The 16,599-nt window shown below is 60.9% G+C and carries 13 protein-coding genes and 1 other RNA gene; 5 read left to right on the top strand and 9 right to left on the bottom strand.

What is annotated here, in order from left to right:
* Nucleotides 1-59: 59 nt before the first annotated feature.
* The 6 genes from HGP17_RS23000 to HGP17_RS22975 form a co-directional block, all read right to left on the bottom strand.
* Entirely contained in the window at nucleotides 60-884 is an 825-nt protein-coding gene (locus tag HGP17_RS23000) for a TIGR00282 family metallophosphoesterase (protein WP_168812771.1), read from the bottom strand.
* Between the two features lie 3 nt (nucleotides 885-887).
* Complete coding sequence (locus HGP17_RS22995) at nucleotides 888-1,472, bottom strand: 5-formyltetrahydrofolate cyclo-ligase (protein WP_168812770.1); 585 nt, start codon at nucleotides 1,470-1,472, stop codon at nucleotides 888-890.
* A gap of 105 nt (nucleotides 1,473-1,577) precedes the next feature.
* Nucleotides 1,578-2,252 (bottom strand): HAD family hydrolase, encoded by a 675-nt coding sequence (locus tag HGP17_RS22990; protein WP_168812769.1) that lies wholly within the window; start codon nucleotides 2,250-2,252, stop codon nucleotides 1,578-1,580.
* 221 nt (nucleotides 2,253-2,473) lie between these two features.
* A complete protein-coding gene (locus tag HGP17_RS22985) occupies nucleotides 2,474-3,871 on the bottom strand; it encodes a virulence factor family protein (protein WP_168812768.1) in 1,398 nt (465 codons plus the stop codon).
* A complete protein-coding gene (mprF, locus tag HGP17_RS22980; RefSeq protein ID WP_168812767.1) occupies nucleotides 3,868-6,477 on the bottom strand; it encodes a bifunctional lysylphosphatidylglycerol flippase/synthetase MprF in 2,610 nt (869 codons plus the stop codon). The genes HGP17_RS22985 and mprF overlap by 4 nt, the downstream gene beginning before the upstream one ends.
* 516 nt (nucleotides 6,478-6,993) lie before the next feature.
* A complete protein-coding gene (locus tag HGP17_RS22975) occupies nucleotides 6,994-7,434 on the bottom strand; it encodes a helix-turn-helix domain-containing protein (RefSeq protein WP_168812766.1) in 441 nt (146 codons plus the stop codon).
* Between the two features lie 127 nt (nucleotides 7,435-7,561).
* On the opposite strand from HGP17_RS22975, the gene HGP17_RS22970 reads away from it, so the two are divergent.
* Nucleotides 7,562-9,361 carry a chloride channel protein gene (locus HGP17_RS22970; protein WP_168812765.1) on the top strand — a complete coding sequence of 600 codons (1,800 nt, stop codon included), beginning with the start codon at nucleotides 7,562-7,564 and terminating at the stop codon, nucleotides 9,359-9,361.
* A gap of 86 nt (nucleotides 9,362-9,447) precedes the next feature.
* Here the strand turns inward: HGP17_RS22970 and ssrS are convergent.
* The 3 genes from ssrS to HGP17_RS22955 all read right to left on the bottom strand — a co-directional run bounded on the left by ssrS (nucleotide 9,448) and on the right by HGP17_RS22955 (nucleotide 10,372).
* Nucleotides 9,448-9,606, bottom strand: a non-coding RNA gene (gene ssrS, locus HGP17_RS22965) — 6S RNA.
* Between the two features lie 66 nt (nucleotides 9,607-9,672).
* Nucleotides 9,673-10,050 (bottom strand): cell division protein ZapA, encoded by a 378-nt coding sequence (locus HGP17_RS22960; RefSeq protein WP_168812764.1) that lies wholly within the window; start codon nucleotides 10,048-10,050, stop codon nucleotides 9,673-9,675.
* A gap of 46 nt (nucleotides 10,051-10,096) precedes the next feature.
* Entirely contained in the window at nucleotides 10,097-10,372 is a 276-nt protein-coding gene (locus tag HGP17_RS22955; RefSeq protein ID WP_168812763.1) for a DUF4164 domain-containing protein, read from the bottom strand.
* 401 nt (nucleotides 10,373-10,773) lie between these two features.
* On the opposite strand from HGP17_RS22955, the gene tkt reads away from it, so the two are divergent.
* From tkt to HGP17_RS22935, 4 genes are all read left to right on the top strand, one after another.
* Nucleotides 10,774-12,756, top strand: a complete 1,983-nt coding sequence (gene tkt / locus HGP17_RS22950; RefSeq protein WP_168812762.1) for a transketolase — start codon at nucleotides 10,774-10,776, stop codon at nucleotides 12,754-12,756.
* 65 nt (nucleotides 12,757-12,821) lie between these two features.
* The gene (gene gap / locus HGP17_RS22945; protein WP_168812761.1) at nucleotides 12,822-13,832 is read left to right on the top strand and encodes a type I glyceraldehyde-3-phosphate dehydrogenase; all 1,011 of its coding nucleotides are present in this window, start codon (nucleotides 12,822-12,824) and stop codon (nucleotides 13,830-13,832) included.
* A gap of 2 nt (nucleotides 13,833-13,834) precedes the next feature.
* A complete protein-coding gene (locus tag HGP17_RS22940) occupies nucleotides 13,835-14,419 on the top strand; it encodes a putative glycolipid-binding domain-containing protein (protein ID WP_168812760.1) in 585 nt (194 codons plus the stop codon).
* Between the two features lie 320 nt (nucleotides 14,420-14,739).
* Nucleotides 14,740-16,590 (top strand): potassium/proton antiporter, encoded by a 1,851-nt coding sequence (locus HGP17_RS22935; RefSeq protein WP_168812759.1) that lies wholly within the window; start codon nucleotides 14,740-14,742, stop codon nucleotides 16,588-16,590.
* The last annotated feature ends 9 nt before the right edge of the window (nucleotides 16,591-16,599 follow it).

Below are 16,599 nucleotides of genomic sequence, written 5' to 3'. Positions count from 1 at the left end.
ACAATCAGACGCTGCGGCTCACAATCGCGTCATCACAGGCGCAGGGTGATCGGACGCGCTCAGCGCCAGAAATCGGGAATAGTTTCCGCAAGCCGTGGTCCGATGCGCAGCGGCGCGATCTTTTCCGCCAGTCCGGTCGCATCGGAAATCTCCACGCCCACGCCACAGATCGTCGCCGGGCCGGAGGCCGCTTCGAAGCGACCCTTCGGCATCTTCGAAATGAACCGGTTGAGCGGCTCTTCCTTCTCCATGCCGAGCGAGGAATCATAGTCGCCGCACATGCCGGCATCCGACATATAGGCCGTGCCGCCGTTCAGGATTTGCGCATCGGCGGTCGGCACATGCGTATGCGTCCCGACGACGAAGCTGGCGCGACCATCCACGAAATGCCCGAAACACTGCTTTTCGCTCGTCGCTTCCGCATGGAAATCGAAGATGATCGCATCGGCCTGCTCCTTCAGCGGGCAGGCATCGAGAATGGCCTCCGCCGCCTTGAAGGGATCGTCCAGCTCAGGATGCATGAAAACGCGGCCCATGATGTTGGCAACGAGCACGCGGGCGCCGTTGCGGGCATAATAAAGGCCGGAGCCGCGGCCGGGCGTGCCGGCCGGATAGTTGGCGGGGCGCAGGAACTGATCGTGGCGCTCGCAGAAGACCACGGCTTCCTTCTGGTCCCAGACATGATTGCCCGTCGTCACGACGTCTGCGCCAGCATTGATCGTCTCAAGGAAGATATCTTCGGTGATGCCGAAACCGCCGGCCGCATTCTCGCCGTTGACGATGACGAAATCGAGCTTCAGGTCGGACACGAGCCCCGGTAAACGGTCCCATACCGCAACCCGTCCGGTCTTCCCAACCATGTCACCCAGAAAAAGCAGCCGCATTCGCTATCCAATCACTTCCGAAACGAAATTGAGCCCGCTCTCGGTCAAAATCGCGTCAAGACGGATATCATGCGGCTCAGCGGGTACTGATGGCACTTCTTGGCAATCGAATGCAATGCCGATCAGCCGCGGATTCAAGCCTTTTTGATGCAATCGATCGATCGCGCGGTCGTAATACCCGGCGCCGTAGCCGATGCGATGGCCTGTTCTATCGAAAGCGGAGAGCGGCACCAGCATCACATGCGGATCTAGCTCGGCCGCGTCTGGTCCTGGCCCGAACGTGCCGAATCCCGAAGAAACAAGCAGTGCACCGGGCACGAGCTCACGAAAGACGATCGTGCTGCGATCTAGGATCACGGGCACACAGAGCCGGGCACCCCGCTCTCTCAGGCGGGTCATCAGCGGCCTGATATCGGCCTCGGATCGGATCGGAAGAAAACCGGAAACGATCTCCCCCGGCTCTAAATCGATGCCATCACCATGGTCGGCGATGGCGAGGCCCTTCTCTATACGATCTTCCGGCGCGATGGCGTCGCGCTCGGCAAGTTGCTCCTTGCGATATTGGGCTTTCAGCTCTTTGAGGCTCATCTGATCTTCGCAAATATCTATGATATCACGAAAACATAGTGAGCCGGCAGCCCATTGCAAAGCGCGAAAGCGACATGTCTGTGTCGCAACCGCAGGCCGATGTTATCAGCCCTTGGGCAGGATCGACAGCTTGCCGGCGCCATCCACGTGCGCGCGGACATTGTCGTAGTTGCGCAGCGTGGAATGGCTCGTTTCCAAGGGATGCGAATGGGTAGCGGTGATCACCATGATATCCGCACCAGCCGCCTCGCCGGCCTTTACACCGGCCATGACGTCTTCGAACACCAGGCATTCAGACGGGCTGAGGCCGAGGCGCTGCGCGCCAAGGATATAGCCCTGCGGATCGGGCTTGCCGACCTTCACGTCCTCGGCCGTCACGATGAAGCGCGGCATCGGAATTCCTGCGGCATCCAGCCGTGCCAGCGCCAGACGATGGGGCGATGAGGTCACGATCGCCCAGCGTTCCGGCGGCAATGACGCGAGGAAATCCACGGCACCCGGAAGCGCGATCACGCCTTCGACATCGGCAATCTCGGCTTCGGTAATTTTCTGCGCCTCAGCGACCGGATCGACGCCGGGCAAGTGCAGCTGGCCGATTGTGTCGACACCGCGCTTGCCGTGCATGGTCGGCATGAACTTCTCGACATCGAGACCCTGCGCACGCGCCCAGTTGCCCCAAACGCGCTCGGCGGCGGCGATCGAATTGATGATCGTACCGTCCATATCGAACAGGAAACCGGAATAGGTCTTGGTGAAGGCGGAAGCGGGTGTAGCGGACAAGGATGGACCTTTCTGGCAGGACGGTGAACGGTCGCAGCGGGAAACCGGCCGTCAATGAAGCTTCTTCCATCCGGTGACATCAGGCGCAAGAAGCAAATGAAAACTGGGAGGGCGTGCGAAAGCCGCGAGATCGGCGATCTTTCAAATCCCATGGAGATGTAGGGACAACACGACACAAAAGGAAGCTGCGCGCGACAAACTTGCCGCGCGCAGCCAATCGATCACTCGCCGAGGCGGCTCTTCAGACCACTGATGATGTGGTTTGCCAATGCCTCGTAATCGTCGTCGAAGTGATGGCCGCCATCCATGGCGATGATTTCGGCGCCGCTGCCCTTGAGCAGCGGGCAAGCGACGTCTTCGTCGTCATCCTTGCCATAAACGCACTGCACCATCTTCGGATTGACCGCCTTGAGATCCTTGATGGGATCGCCACCCTTGCCCTCGCTGGAAGCGCCCAGCCAACCCATGACCGAGATCACGTAATCGACCTTTTGCGACAGGGAGAGCAGCGACATCTGGACGATCTTGTCCTTGTCCGGCTGCTTCAGGCGGTTGTAGCTCGCAGGCAGCACGTCGGCGCCGAACGAATAACCGACCAGCACCACATGCTTCACCTTGAAGCGCTTGGTATAGAACTGGATGATGCGCGCGAGATCGTCTGCCGTCTGCTGCGGATCCCGCTCCGACCAGAAGTAATGCAGCGAATCCACGCCCACGACAGGAATGCCCTGATCCTGCAGATAGCTGCCGACTTCCTTGTCGATATCGCGCCAACCGCCGTCACCGGAATAGACGATCGCAAGCGTGTCCTCGGTCGGCGTGGTTTCCATGACGTCGAGCGGCAGGCCGAGCGGCGACTTGGAGCTGTCGATCGACTTCATCAGATCGCTGAGCGAAGCCTCGAGCGTCGCATAGGTATCGGCATTGTCCGATTCCGTGCTCTGAACCTCGGGATGCTCCTTCTGGATATCCTCGACATGCTCGCGGCCGTCCTTCGGTGCATTCGGCGTATAGGTCACGAGGATCGGGTTCGGCAGTGCGCCATCTTGGAGGCCGAAGGAAACGATGTCGCCATCCGACTTCTTCTCGGCCGGCGTGCAGAGCTCCTGCTTCAGCGCGATGCCCGCAGCCGGGTCGACAGCAAGTGTGCCGGCAACCGTCGCGTCCGGCGTCTGTGCCGCGATCGTCAACGCCATGGCGCCGCCGGCGCCGACACCGGCGATAACAGGCAGCTGATAGGTGCTGTCGGCAAAGGAGCGCTGCACCTGTTGGCTCAGGGATTCCAGATCCGCAACGATATAGATGCAGCCGTCGTTCTGGGTGACGTCGTACTTGTTGAGCGAGGCAAGAAACGAGGGGTAGTCGATACCGATGACGAGTGAACCGTCGTTGACGAGCTTGTCGGCAACCGCCTTTTCCTTGTCGCCCCAGCCGGCAGCGTCGGAGATCAGAACGACTTCGCTGGTCACCTTGCCCTTCGGGCGCAGGATATGCGGCGCCGGGATCATGCCCAGATCGTACTTAGTGTCGTCTTCGTCTGCTCTTGCGGCGCCGGACGCCAGCAAGCCTAAAGACAGCATGCATGCGAAAGCCAATGACATTGCGTATTTCAAGATCATTTCCTCACGACCCCCTTAAGTCCGCCCCCGATGAGGAATGTGGCATCCATCAACGCGATCATGGGACTCACACCTCCCGATACAGCCAGATAGCGCGGCTGCCATTCGGGATGGAACTTGGATTTAAAGGCACGAAGCCCTTTGAAATTGTAGAAACGCTCGCCGTGCTCGAACACGGTGCCTCCGACGCGATCCCATACGGGCGCCGATTCCCGTCTCGACATGCCCGATAGTGGCGCCATGCCGAGGTTGAAACGGTGAAAGCCCTGGCCCCTCAGATATTCGAGGATCTGCACAAACAGAAAATCCATCGATCCTTTGGGAGCATCGGGCGAAAAACGCATCAGATCGACGGAACCTTCTTCCTTGGTTTCCGTCATGAGGATATTCGCGAACGCGACGATATTACCATCCTTCTTCAAGATGCCGATCGGCTGCGAGCCCACATAGTCCGGATCGAACGCGCCCAGCGAGAAGCCTTTTTCCTTGGCATTGTGGTCTGAGAGCCATGCATCGGAGACGGCGGCCAGCTGATCCATGATTTCAGGGACATCTTGAGGCTCGATAACGGCAAATTCTAGTCCGTCGCGAACCGCGCGGCTTGCCGTCTGCCGGAGATTGGCCCATTTGCCGCCCTTCAGCTCGAAATTCGAGAGATTGACGACCGCCAGCTCGCCGAGCTTGAAGGCGCGCAAGCCCGCATCCGCGCAATAGGACAGAAGTGCCGGCGAGATCTGATAGAAGACCGAGCGGCAGCCGGCAGCCCGCGCCGTCTCGACAAACCGCCAGACGAGCTCCGGCAGCGCATGGCGCGGACCGACGGGATCGAAAAGCGCGATCCAGGAGCGGCCCTGCTTGCCGTACATGATGAAGGCATCGCCCTTTTCAGAGAACATAATGCTCTTGTCACCCATGCGCACGAGATTGGCGTCGGCAAAGCCCTGCTTGCGCACGACTTCGACAGCATGGGCCACGACGTCCTCGGTGACGGGCTCCAGCCGTTTCGTCGCGGGCCGCAGCAGGCTGAAAATCGCGATCGCCGACGAGAGGATGGAAATGCCGAGGGCTGCGCGCAGACCGCGCGGCGCTTCGTCGGCAAATTCGAACTGCCACCAAAGCTGGTTGCTATATCCCACATCGCGATAGACGAAGAACAGAACGACGATAGCGCCGATACAGATGACGGCAATGGCCGTCAGCCATCCGGCCGTCAGTGTCTGGCTCAGCAGCGATGCCGGCCGGTTGAACAGCCGGCGGCTGACGACAAGGCTGAAGACCAGGAACGCCAGCAGCCCGGCTTCGACGATCGCGATAGCCTTGAGCAGCGACAGCAACAGCGCAAGCGCTGCCGAGAACACCAATACCCACCAGGCGCCGTCGAGGCGCTGTCCGAGGCCGCGCGCGGCAACAACCATGGTCAGGCCAAGAAGGCTCGAAAAGAAGTGGGCACTTTCGACGATCGGCAAAGGAATGAAGTCGGAAAGGACGATCAGGTTCTGATCCGGCGTCGGCGTCACGCTCGAAAAGATCAGCATCATGCCGAGCAGCAGGGCGAAGGCTGACAGCAATTGCGGCATCAGGCGGCCGCCGACGCGACGCATGCTGGATGCCGCCGGATGATCGACGAAGCGACGCAGCTCCGCCACCGAGATCGCCGCGATAGCAATGACCAGCGGAATAACGTTGTAGATGACGCGGTAAAGGACGAGCGAGCTCAGCACCGCGTCCTCGTTCACCGAGCTGCCGAGCCAGGCGATGATGATCGTCTCGAAAACGCCGAAGCCGGCCGGAACGTGGCTCAGGACACCGAGGCCGACGGCAATGGCGTAGATCGCCAGAAAGCCCGGCCAGCCGATGGAGGAGTCCGGCAGCAGCACATAAAGCACGGAGGCGGATGCCGCGATATCGAAGGCCGTGACCAGGAACTGACGCGACCATGTGCGCGAATCCGGCAAGCGCACGGCGATCGGCCCGATGCGCACCTCGCGCCCATTGCGGCCGACGAAAACCACGAAGGCAAGCGCCGCCAGGATCGCAACCGCGACGAGGCGCAGCCAGAGCCCATCGACGCCGATCAGCGGCCCGATCTCATCGGCGATGACAAGCAGCGCGATGGCGCCGACGGCGGCAAGACCGAGGCCGAAGGCAAGCGTCACGAAGGCGATGACACGCGTGATATCATCGGGAGAAAGGCCGAGTCGGCTATAGGCACGATAACGGATCGCGCCGGCGCTGAGAGCGCCGAAGCCCGCCGTGTTGCCGACCGCATAGGCACTGAACGAGGTCAGCGCCACATGCGGGAACGGCACGCGTTTGCCGATATATTCCAGCGCATTCTGGTCGTAGAAGATCAGCGACGCAAAGCTCAGACCCGTAAACAGAAGAGCGAGCAGCACCGAGGAAATCTTCGTCGTTGTCAGCGCGTGCACGACGTCGTCGTAGCGGACTTCGTTGGTGAGATCGAAGATGGCGTAGGCTGCGATGCTGAAGACGGCGACGGTCAGGACGGCGGCGATCAGCGTGCGGAATCGGTTGAGGAAACCGACAATACCGCCCCGTTCTTCCAATTCCTCATCGGCTTTTTCCAGATCGATTGGGCTCGACATGCTCTACCTGTTTATATTGACCTTCGCCGGTCCCGATTATCGGATGTTCAGTAACACGGACGATGTGTCTTCGTGTCGCCGCTGTATATTTCGCTCGACGGGCACGTTGTTAAGCGCGCTCCCATCATTCTGAATTTAGGCAATTTTGGCGCAGACCCCATTTCGCCCGCAACAAATCCGCCTTTATTAAAAGGAATTTGTCGCTCACCCGGCTTTTAAACTAACCCACACGCAAAAGTGATCACGCATCCCACCTTAAGCGCAGCTCCCTATCAGGAATTTAAAGCCCGGTCACCTGCCCCTTAACGCCTTTAAGATGAACATTTCCTGACAGCCGGGCGGATGATAGTGACGCCACCGCAACCACACTCCGAATACGACTTCGTGACGCGTACCGCCCAGACAAAACCGGCCGCGCATCATTCAACCGAAAATGCTTATACAACGCAAGATAGGCAACGATACTATGGGGTCAACCATCATCATGCCGACGCGCTGGAGCGGCGTGGCGGATGATCAACCCGCCGTTTCCGCCTCGGCTTGAAGCTGCGTCAAAATCTCGATGAGCTGCGGCGCCATGTCGCGAATTTCGCGCAGGTGAATGGCGCTCAACCGCAGCAGCACGTCTTCCGAGCGGTCTGTCAGCTGCAGCGTTTGACGGCGCTTGTCGACGGGATCGGGGTGGCGTGTCACATAGTCGGCATCGGCCAAGCGCCCGACCAGTTCCGTCGCGGTGTGCGGGGCAATCCGCAGCCGCTCCGCCAGCATGCCGATCGTCATCGGCGTATCCTGACGATTGCCTTTGATCGCCAGCAAGGCCTGATGCTGCTGCGGCGGCAGGCCGGCCTCCTGCGCGGCGGACGTGCTGAAATCCATGAATTTACGGAGCGTGTAGCGCAAGTTTGCCAGTGCCTCGTAATCCGCCTGCGACAGGGTTTCGTCCAAACTCCGCACCATCAAAATCGTCCTCTTTATCGCTGTCATCGATGTCGGTTGATTTATATCGCATTACGATATATTTGCCATCTCGACGCCGAAAACAGTCAAATGACAAGGCGCACACGCTTACCACAGAAGGTCGCCAATGCAGGACACCCCCAACCCACAAAGTCACAGCCATGATTTCTCCGGCGGAGCGTCTCGAAAGGACAACGGCGATTTCACCACCGACAAACGCGTCCTACTGCTGATGGCCATGGCCCTTGTGGTCGGCACGGGCGGCGCCTTTGCCGCATGGGTGCTGATCAATCTCATCGCTCTGGTCAGCAACGCCATCTGGTTGTTCAAGATCAGCACCGAGCCGCTCTCCTTCGCAGTCGTAGCGCGCTCGCCATGGATGGTGGCGGCCCCCATTCTCGGTGGTCTCGTCATCGGCTTCATGGCCCGCTACGGCTCCGAAAAAATCCGCGGCCACGGCATTCCCGAAGCCATCGAGGCGATCCTCATCGGCGGCAGCCGCATGTCGCCGAAAGTCGCCGTGCTGAAGCCCCTGTCCTCGGCCATCTCGATCGGCTCGGGCGGCCCTTTCGGTGCGGAAGGCCCGATCATCATGACCGGCGGCGCTATCGGCTCGCTCTTTGCCCAGCTCTTCCACATGAGTGCAGCCGAACGCAAAACCCTGCTGGTCGCCGGCGCCGCAGCCGGCATGACGGCCGTGTTCGGGACGCCGATTGCGGCAGTGATGCTCGCCGTCGAATTGCTGCTGTTCGAATGGAAGCCGCGCAGCTTTATCCCCGTCGCGGTCGCAGCCTGCGTCTCCGTCGTATGGCGCCCGCTTCTGATCGGCAGCGGCGCACTATTTCCCGTGCATTTCGAAAGCACGCTCTCGTGGTGGGGCATCCTGCTCGCCGTCGGGCTTGGTATCATCTCCGGCCTGCAATCGGGCCTGCTGACGACGCTGCTCTATCGCATCGAGGACGCGTTCGAAAAACTGCCGATCCACTGGATGTGGTGGCCGGCCCTCGGCGGCCTCGTCGTCGGCCTTGGCGGCCTGATCGAACCTCGCGCGCTCGGCGTCGGTTACGATATCATCGCCGACCTGTTGCATAGCCGTGTTGCCTTCGGTGCTGTCTTGGCAATCCTGTTGGTCAAGGCGGGCATCTGGCTGGTCGCCCTGTCCTCGGGCACTTCGGGTGGTGTGCTTGCACCGCTGCTGATTCTCGGCGGCGCTCTCGGCTGGCTGGTCGGGCTCGTCCTACCCGGCGATCCCGGCTTCTGGGCTCTCCTGGGCATGGCCGCGATGATGGGCGGCACGATGCGCGCGCCGCTGACCGGCACCTTCTTCGCGGTCGAGCTGACGGGAGACATGGGCGCGATCGTGCCATTGCTCGCCGCCACTGTCGCGGCCTACGCCGTCACTGTGCTGCTGCTGCGCCGCTCGATCCTGACCGAAAAGATCGCCCGACGCGGCCAGCATATCACCCGCGAATACGGCATCGATCCCTTCGAGCTCACCCGCGCCGCCGATATCATGATCGCCAAGGTCGACACCCTGCCGGGCGACATGCGCCTCTCGGAAGCCTTGGCGCTTATGACTGAACGGATGGACGCACATCGCTTCTATCCCGTCGTCGAAGGCAACGGACGCCTGGTCGGCATGATATCCCGCGCCGATGCACTGCGTTGGCAGAGCAATTCCGACCTGATGGATCAGACGCTCTATGATGTCATTTCGGACACGGCCATTCCGGTCGCCCATCCGGAAGATACCGTCGGTCGCGTGGCTGACATCATGATCCAGGGCGATACTGGGCGTGTTCCCGTGGTCGAGGTGCAAAGCGGGCGGCTCGTCGGCCTGATTGCCCGCAAGGACCTGCTGCGCCTGCGCAGCGCGATCAATCGCTCCGAGCTGGAACGGGGCGCCTACCTGCGCACGAAAGGTTGAGGGAGGAGGAATGGCGTCAGCGCGGCAAAGAACCGCGCGGCGCCTTCCTCGCAGAAGGCAAAAAGCAACAATCGGGAGAGATGTGAGAGCGATCCACGGCGACCGATGGATGTTTACGATCCTGGGTGCCTACAAACGTAGGTGGGCACCGTGTGTCCAGGTCCAAGGACCTAGCCAGGGACAGCTCCCTTTGGATCGAGTATGGCCCCAGGGATTGTGGTTCCTGTCGGGAAGCGCAGACCGCTTGAACTATATAAGTCGGATTTTGCCGCCGCACCAGAGGGCGTCAGCCGGCATCCGCAGAAATAAACTTATGCCTGCTCCGGGGTTGGCCGGGCGATCAGCTTCTCGGTGATCCCGTGAATGCGCATCGTCACCTCGTCGATGACGCTGGCCAGCGTCTCCTCGGCACGCGCATTGGCCGCAACCGTTGTGTCGCGAGTGCTCGTCAGAGCCTCCAGTTCCGCTTCGAGCGAGGCGACCCGGCGCGTCAGTTCCGACACCTCGTCCATGATCATGATGCCGGACATGACGGTCAACCGGAGATCACCGATCTCGCCGAACTGGCTCTTGAGATGCAGCACATACTGGTCGAAACGATTGGCGAGATCCGTCAGATGATCTTCCTGCCCTTCTTCGCAGGCCATCCGGTAGGCTTTGCCGTCGATCGTTACCGTTACTTGTGCCATTCGACTTTCCGATCATTGCCGGCCGCGACGGCTGCCTCCCGAGGGATCAGCGGTCCAGCACGGCTCTTATGGTTTCCATCGCCGTGACGAGCCGACGCGACACCTCGCGATTGACTTCCTCGAGCCGGTTCGCACGGAATTCGGCCTGATCAAGTTCCTGAGCCAAGCGCGAGCGATCGGCATGAACCCGCCGGACTTCGCCTTCTATGTCGCTATGCGCACGTTCGCGCTCGAACCGTCCGTCAACCGCGCTCTCCAAAGTCGAAAGCGCCTGGCGCAACTGAGCAAGCGACGCGTCCACCGTTTTGCCTGAAGGTGTCATGGCCCTCGATACTCCGCGCAAGGCCCGAATCAAAACATCCGGCCACTTGTCTGATTTCGCAACAATATTCAACTTGGCAACTGCACGTCAATAAAGGCAGGCCTGCGGCAGGTAGCCTATTCTGTGGATGAAGCTTGCCTTTCCCCGCCTTTACAGTGTTGTCGCATGATTGTCGTCTTTTGTAAAAGTGAACGGGCAAATGTTAAAAAATTGCCGCAGCAGGCCCCGATTGGCCTGTCGATTTGTTGACTTGCTCGCCCCAACTGCTATGTCTCAGCCGCCTGAGGCGACGTTGAAAATGGAGTTCGGAGAACCGTCTCCATCTAGACTGCCTTTCAACCGATGGCTCTCCCTCCCAAGCGTGGCCATCCCCCCGAACCCGGAACACTGCGGAAAAACCCATGATCTCTCGCGAACAACACGACCGGATGGCAAATGCGATCCGTTTCCTTGCCATGGATGCTGTCGAGAAGGCCAATTCCGGTCACCCCGGTCTGCCGATGGGGATGGCTGATGTCGCCACCGTTCTCTTTAGCAAATATCTGCGCTTCGACCCGAAGAACCCGCTCTGGCCTGACCGCGACCGTTTCGTCCTGTCCGCCGGCCACGGCTCGATGCTGCTTTACTCGGTTCTCTACCTGACCGGCTATCCGGACATGACGGTCGATGAGCTCACGCGCTTCCGCCAGCTCGGCTCCAAGACCGCCGGCCATCCGGAATACGGCCATGCCACCGGCATCGAAACCACCACCGGCCCGCTGGGTCAGGGCATTGCCAATGCCGTCGGCATGGCTATCGCCGAGCGCAAGCTGCGCGAGGAATTCGGCGCCGAACTGCAGGATCACTACACCTACGCCATGTGCGGCGACGGCTGCCTCATGGAAGGCATCAGCCATGAAGCCATCGCGCTGGCCGGCCACCTCAAGCTCAACAAGCTGATCCTCTTCTGGGACAACAACTCCATCACCATCGATGGCGCCGTCTCGCTTTCGGACTCCACCGACCAGGTCGCGCGCTTCAAGGCCGTTCACTGGAACACCATCGAAGTCGACGGTCACGACCAGGCAGCCATCAGCGCCGCCATCGAAGCCGCTCACAAGTCCGACCGCCCGACGCTCATCGCCTGCAAGACGATCATCGGCTTTGGCGCTCCGAACAAGCAGGGCACGCACAAGGTCCACGGTTCGCCGCTCGGCGCCGAGGAAATCGCCGCAACCCGCGTTGCGCTGAACTGGCCCTACGAGCCCTTCGTCATCCCGAACGACATCCTCGGTGAATGGCGCGCCGCCGGCGAACGCTCCATCGCCACGCGCGAAGCCTGGGAAGGCCGCCTCGCCGGTGCGGACGCTGCAAAGAAGGCTGAGTTTACCCGCCGCTTCGATCACAAGCTGCCGGCCGGCTTCGACGCCGCCATCAGCGACTACAAGAAGAAGCTTGCTGAAACCAAGCCGACCGTCGCTACCCGCAAGGCATCGGAAGATGCGCTCGAAGTCATCAACGGCTTCCTGCCGGAAACGCTCGGCGGCTCCGCCGACCTGACTCCGTCGAACAACACCAAGACCAGCCAGATGAAGTCGATCACCCCGACCGATTTCTCCGGCCGTTACATGCACTGGGGCATCCGCGAACACGGCATGGCTGCTGCCATGAACGGTATCGCGCTGCACGGCGGTCTCATCCCCTACTCGGGCGGCTTCCTTATCTTCTCGGATTATTGCCGTCCGCCGCTGCGCCTCGCCGCTCTGATGGGCATCCGCGCCATCCACGTCCTGACGCACGATTCCATCGGCGTCGGCGAAGACGGCCCGACCCACCAGCCGGTCGAACAGGTTGCCAGCCTGCGCGCCATCCCGAACTTCCAGCTCTTCCGCCCGGCAGACGCCACCGAAACGGCTGAGTGCTGGCAGATCGCCATCAAGACGACCAATCGTCCGTCCGGCCTTGCTCTGACCCGTCAGAACCTGCTGGCCGCCCGTACGGAATACAGCGAAAAGAACCTTTGCGAACTCGGCGCCTACACGCTGGCTGGCAATGCCGACGCCAAGGTGACGATCTTCGCTGCCGGTTCGGAAGTCGAACTCGCTGTCGCAGCCCGCACGGCTCTTGAAGGCAAGGGCATCTCCACGCGCGTCGTCTCCGTTCCCTGCACCGAACTCTTCTTCGAGCAGCCGGACGCCTACCGCAAGGAAATCATCGGCAACTCGCCCGTCAAGGTCGCTGTCGAAGCCGGCGTTCGCGAAGGCTGGGATGCGTTCATCGGTCCGGAAGGCGCCTTCATCGGCATGAAGAGCTTCGGCGCTTCGGCTCCGTACAAGGACGTCTACAAGCATTTCGGCATCACGACGGAAGCCGTCGTTGCCGCTGCTGAGGCAAAGCTTTCCTGAGGGCGCTGACAAGCGCTCTCAAATCCAATAGATAGAACACCCTGAATGAAAGGGAGTGACATTCAATGACTGTAAAAGTTGCCATCAACGGCTTCGGCCGCATCGGTCGTAACGTTCTGCGCGCGATCGTCGAATCCGGCCGCACCGACATCGAAGTCGTTGCCATCAACGATCTCGGCCCGGTCGAAACCAACGCCCACCTGCTGCGCTACGATTCCATCCACGGCAAGTTCCCGGCCGATGTGAAGGTCGAGGGTGACACGATCATCGTTGGCGGCGGCAAGCCGATCAAGGTCACGGCGATCAAGGATCCGGCAACGCTGCCGCACCGCGATCTCGGCGTTGATATCGCCATGGAATGCACGGGCATCTTCACCGCCCGCGACAAGGCCGCCGCTCACCTGACGGCCGGCGCCAAGCGCGTCATCGTTTCGGCTCCCGCCGACGGTGCGGACCTCACCGTCGTTTTCGGCGTCAATCACGACCAGCTCACCAAGGAGCACCTGGTCATCTCCAACGCGTCCTGCACCACGAACTGCCTGGTGCCGGTCGTGAAGGTTCTCGATGACGCCGTCGGTATCGACCATGGCTTCATGACGACCATCCACTCCTACACCGGTGACCAGCCGACGCTCGACACCATGCACAAGGACCTGTACCGCGCCCGCGCTGCAGCCCTGTCCATGATCCCGACGTCCACAGGCGCCGCCAAGGCCGTCGGCCTCGTCATGCCGCACCTCAAGGGCAAACTCGACGGCACGTCGATCCGCGTCCCGACCCCGAACGTTTCGGTCGTCGACTTCAAGTTCGTGTCCAAGAAGGCAACCACGGTCGGCGAAATCAACGAAGCCATCAAGGCTGCATCGAACGGCAAGCTGAAGGGCATCCTCGGCTACACCGACGAGCCGCTGGTTTCCCGCGACTTCAACCATGACAGCCACTCGTCGATCTTCGCGACCGACCAGACCAAGGTCATGGAAGGCAACTTCGTGCGCGTTCTGTCCTGGTACGACAACGAATGGGGCTTCTCGAGCCGCATGTCGGACACGGCAGTCGCCTTCGCAAAGCTGATCTGATCATGGCCTTCCGCCCGCTCCTTCCGACGACAGTCCGCTGGCGTCCCATGGAAGGAGACGGGCTGGAGCACCTGACGATCGCTCCCATCCACAATGCCGGCGCCGCGGCCATCCGCGCCGCCGGCATTATCATTGGTGGCCGCGGCGGCATTCCCTATGGGGTCACCTACCGGATCGACTGCACCGCCGATTGGGCGGTTATCGCCTTCTCTGTCGAAACCACCGATGGCCGCCGCCTGGCGCTGACCTCGGACGGAAACGGGCATTGGCGCAGCGAAGACGACAAGCCCCTGCCGCAGTTCGATGGCTGCATCGATATCGATCTCTACGGCTCGCCCTTCACCAACAGCCTGCCGATCCGCCGGCTTGAGATGACACCCGAAAGCGGGACAGCGCGGCTCTCCATGCTTTATATCCCGTTCGATACGTTCAAACCGGTGCGCGACGGCCAGCTCTATACCTGCATCGTGCCTGGGAAACTGTATCGCTACGCCGCCGAGGACCGGGATTTCACCGTGGATCTTCCTGTCGATGATGATGGTTTGGTGATCGACTACCCGATCTATTTCAGGCGCGCTGCCGTCTGAACGGCCGGGCTGGCGCGCTCGCGCATCCTCTTAAAAACATTTCGATTTCTTTCGGCGCTGCCCTGCTATGGTCCAGATTTACCTATAAATTTTTAATCAGGAAGTTTCCAAGGGCATTTCCAGACCGCCTCGCCGTTCTGGCAAGGCGCATCACACCATGACGGGACAATCGTCGGAGCAGGATTCGATCTTGGAACCACCTCCGAGCGATATCTGCATTTGCCAATCTCCTTGGCGCAGCGGCATGATGGGAAGCACGGGGATTTCCGATATTCCGGGCTTTTGGCCCCAGAAGCGGCGCACGGAAAAGGGAAGACAAGGTGGAGGCATTTTACGTCATCGTGCTCGTCAGCACGGTTCTCATTCTCATCGCGGCTTTCTCCAGCCTGATTGCCTTCCGTTTTGGCGCTCCTCTCCTATTGCTTTTCCTGATGATCGGCCTTGCCGCCGGCACGGATGGACTGGGCATCGAATTCTCCAACAATTACCTTGCCTACATCCTCGGCTCGCTGGCGCTTGCCGTCATCCTCTTCGACTCGGGTTATGGCACCCCCATTCAGGCATTCAAGCTTGCGGCGGCGCCGGCCTTGACCATCGCCTCCATCGGCGTCGTCGTCACGGCGGGGCTATTTGGCCTTGCCGCCACCTGGTTGCTCGGCTTCACATGGCTGCAAGGGTTGCTTCTGGGTTCGATCGTCGCCTCGACGGATGCGGCAGCCGTCTTCTTCCTGCTCCGCATCGGCGGCATCAATATTCGTGACAAGGTGCGCTCGACCCTGGAGGTCGAATCCGGCACCAACGACCCCATGGCGATTTTCCTAACGCTCGCCCTCGTCGAGCTGCTGGCAAGTGGCGAAGGCTATGCCGGCATCAACCTTGCCATGCTCGCGACCTTCGTCCAGCAGATGGGGCTTGGCGTCATCCTCGGCCTGCTCGGCGGCATGATGATCGTTCTCATCGTCAGCCGCCTGGAGACCGATCGCGGCCTGACGCCCATCTTCGTGCTGGCACTGGCGCTACTCGTCTTCTCGTTTACCGGCGCCGTCGGCGGAAGTGGCTTCCTCGCGGTCTATGTTGCGGGCATCTATGCCGGCAATCGCAAGATGCCGGCCTCTGCCTCCATCAAGCGCTTCCAGGACGGCATGACCTGGCTCGCCCAGATCATCATGTTCCTCGTTCTCGGCCTGCTCGCCACGCCATCGCAATTCCCGGCGATCGCCATTCCGGCGGTCGCGCTCGCGCTGTTCCTGATTTTCGTCGCCCGCCCGATCGCCGTCTGGCTCTGCCTGCTCCCCTTCGACTACACCCAGCGCGAGACGGGCTTCGTCGCCTGGGTCGGCCTTCGCGGTGCAGTCTCCATTCTGCTCGCCATCATGCCGATCCTTGGCGGCCTGCAGTCGGGCCAGATCTATTTCAATGTCGCCTTCATTGTCGTGCTGGTGTCCCTGCTCGTTCAGGGTTGGACCATCAAACCAATGGCGCGGCGACTTGGCCTCATCGTTCCCCCGCGCATGGGCGCGATCGACAAGGTGGAGGTCGACCTGCCAGGCACGGTCAATCACGAGCTCCTCTCCTATCGCGTCGTGAAGGACAGCCCGGTGCTGCGCGGCGAACGCATCCCGCGCTGGGCCATGCCTTCGCTGGTCGTGCGCGACGGCAAATCGATGCGCTATCAATATGCCGGGCGCCTGCGTGAAAACGATGTCGTCTATCTCTTCATTTCGCCGCACTACTCCAGGCTGCTCGACCGCCTTTTCGCCAGCCGCGCGCCTGTCGATCCGGATGATGCCGAGTTCTTCGGCGCTTTCTCGATCTCGCCCTTGCGCCCTGCTGCGGATCTCGATGCGGCTTACGGCCCCGGCCTGCTCAGCGAACAGGAAAAAGGCCTGACCATCGCCGAACTGATGCGCCATCGCCTGGGCGGCAAGGCCGACTATGCCGATCGCGTTCGTCTCGGTGAGATCATCCTGATTGTCCGCGATCTCGATGAGAACGATCACATCGAGTCCGTCGGCATGTCGCTCGAAGCGGTGGAGCCGCCGGTTCTCATGCCGATCTTCATCAATCTTCACGATATCTTCAAGAGCATCCGCAGCCACATGCAGAAGCGCCGAGACCGCTCGGAAGAGGTGGTTTCAAACGATTCAAGTCCGGGTAAAAACGACGCTTGAACGCCTTGC

Origin of the sequence: Rhizobium sp. P38BS-XIX, from assembly GCF_012641435.1 — a bacterium.
Classification (GTDB): Bacteria; Pseudomonadota; Alphaproteobacteria; order Rhizobiales; family Rhizobiaceae; genus Rhizobium.
Note: the sequence above shows the minus strand (reverse complement) of the source record. Positions and strands in the feature narration are given on the sequence as shown.

What these genes read in the sequence shown, in the direction of transcription:
- HGP17_RS23000 (WP_168812771.1), bottom strand. Translation starts at nt 884, where the DNA reads ATGCGGCTGCTTTTTCTGGGTGACATGGTTGGGAAGACCGGACGGGTT.
- HGP17_RS22995 (WP_168812770.1), bottom strand. Translation starts at nt 1,472, where the DNA reads ATGAGCCTCAAAGAGCTGAAAGCCCAATATCGCAAGGAGCAACTTGCC.
- HGP17_RS22985 (WP_168812768.1), bottom strand. Translation starts at nt 3,871, where the DNA reads ATGATCTTGAAATACGCAATGTCATTGGCTTTCGCATGCATGCTGTCT.
- mprF (WP_168812767.1), bottom strand. Translation starts at nt 6,477, where the DNA reads ATGTCGAGCCCAATCGATCTGGAAAAAGCCGATGAGGAATTGGAAGAA.
- HGP17_RS22975 (WP_168812766.1), bottom strand. Translation starts at nt 7,434, where the DNA reads ATGGTGCGGAGTTTGGACGAAACCCTGTCGCAGGCGGATTACGAGGCA.
- HGP17_RS22970 (WP_168812765.1), top strand. Translation starts at nt 7,562, where the DNA reads ATGCAGGACACCCCCAACCCACAAAGTCACAGCCATGATTTCTCCGGC.
- HGP17_RS22960 (WP_168812764.1), bottom strand. Translation starts at nt 10,050, where the DNA reads ATGGCACAAGTAACGGTAACGATCGACGGCAAAGCCTACCGGATGGCC.
- HGP17_RS22955 (WP_168812763.1), bottom strand. Translation starts at nt 10,372, where the DNA reads ATGACACCTTCAGGCAAAACGGTGGACGCGTCGCTTGCTCAGTTGCGC.
- tkt (WP_168812762.1), top strand. Translation starts at nt 10,774, where the DNA reads ATGATCTCTCGCGAACAACACGACCGGATGGCAAATGCGATCCGTTTC.
- gap (WP_168812761.1), top strand. Translation starts at nt 12,822, where the DNA reads ATGACTGTAAAAGTTGCCATCAACGGCTTCGGCCGCATCGGTCGTAAC.
- HGP17_RS22940 (WP_168812760.1), top strand. Translation starts at nt 13,835, where the DNA reads ATGGCCTTCCGCCCGCTCCTTCCGACGACAGTCCGCTGGCGTCCCATG.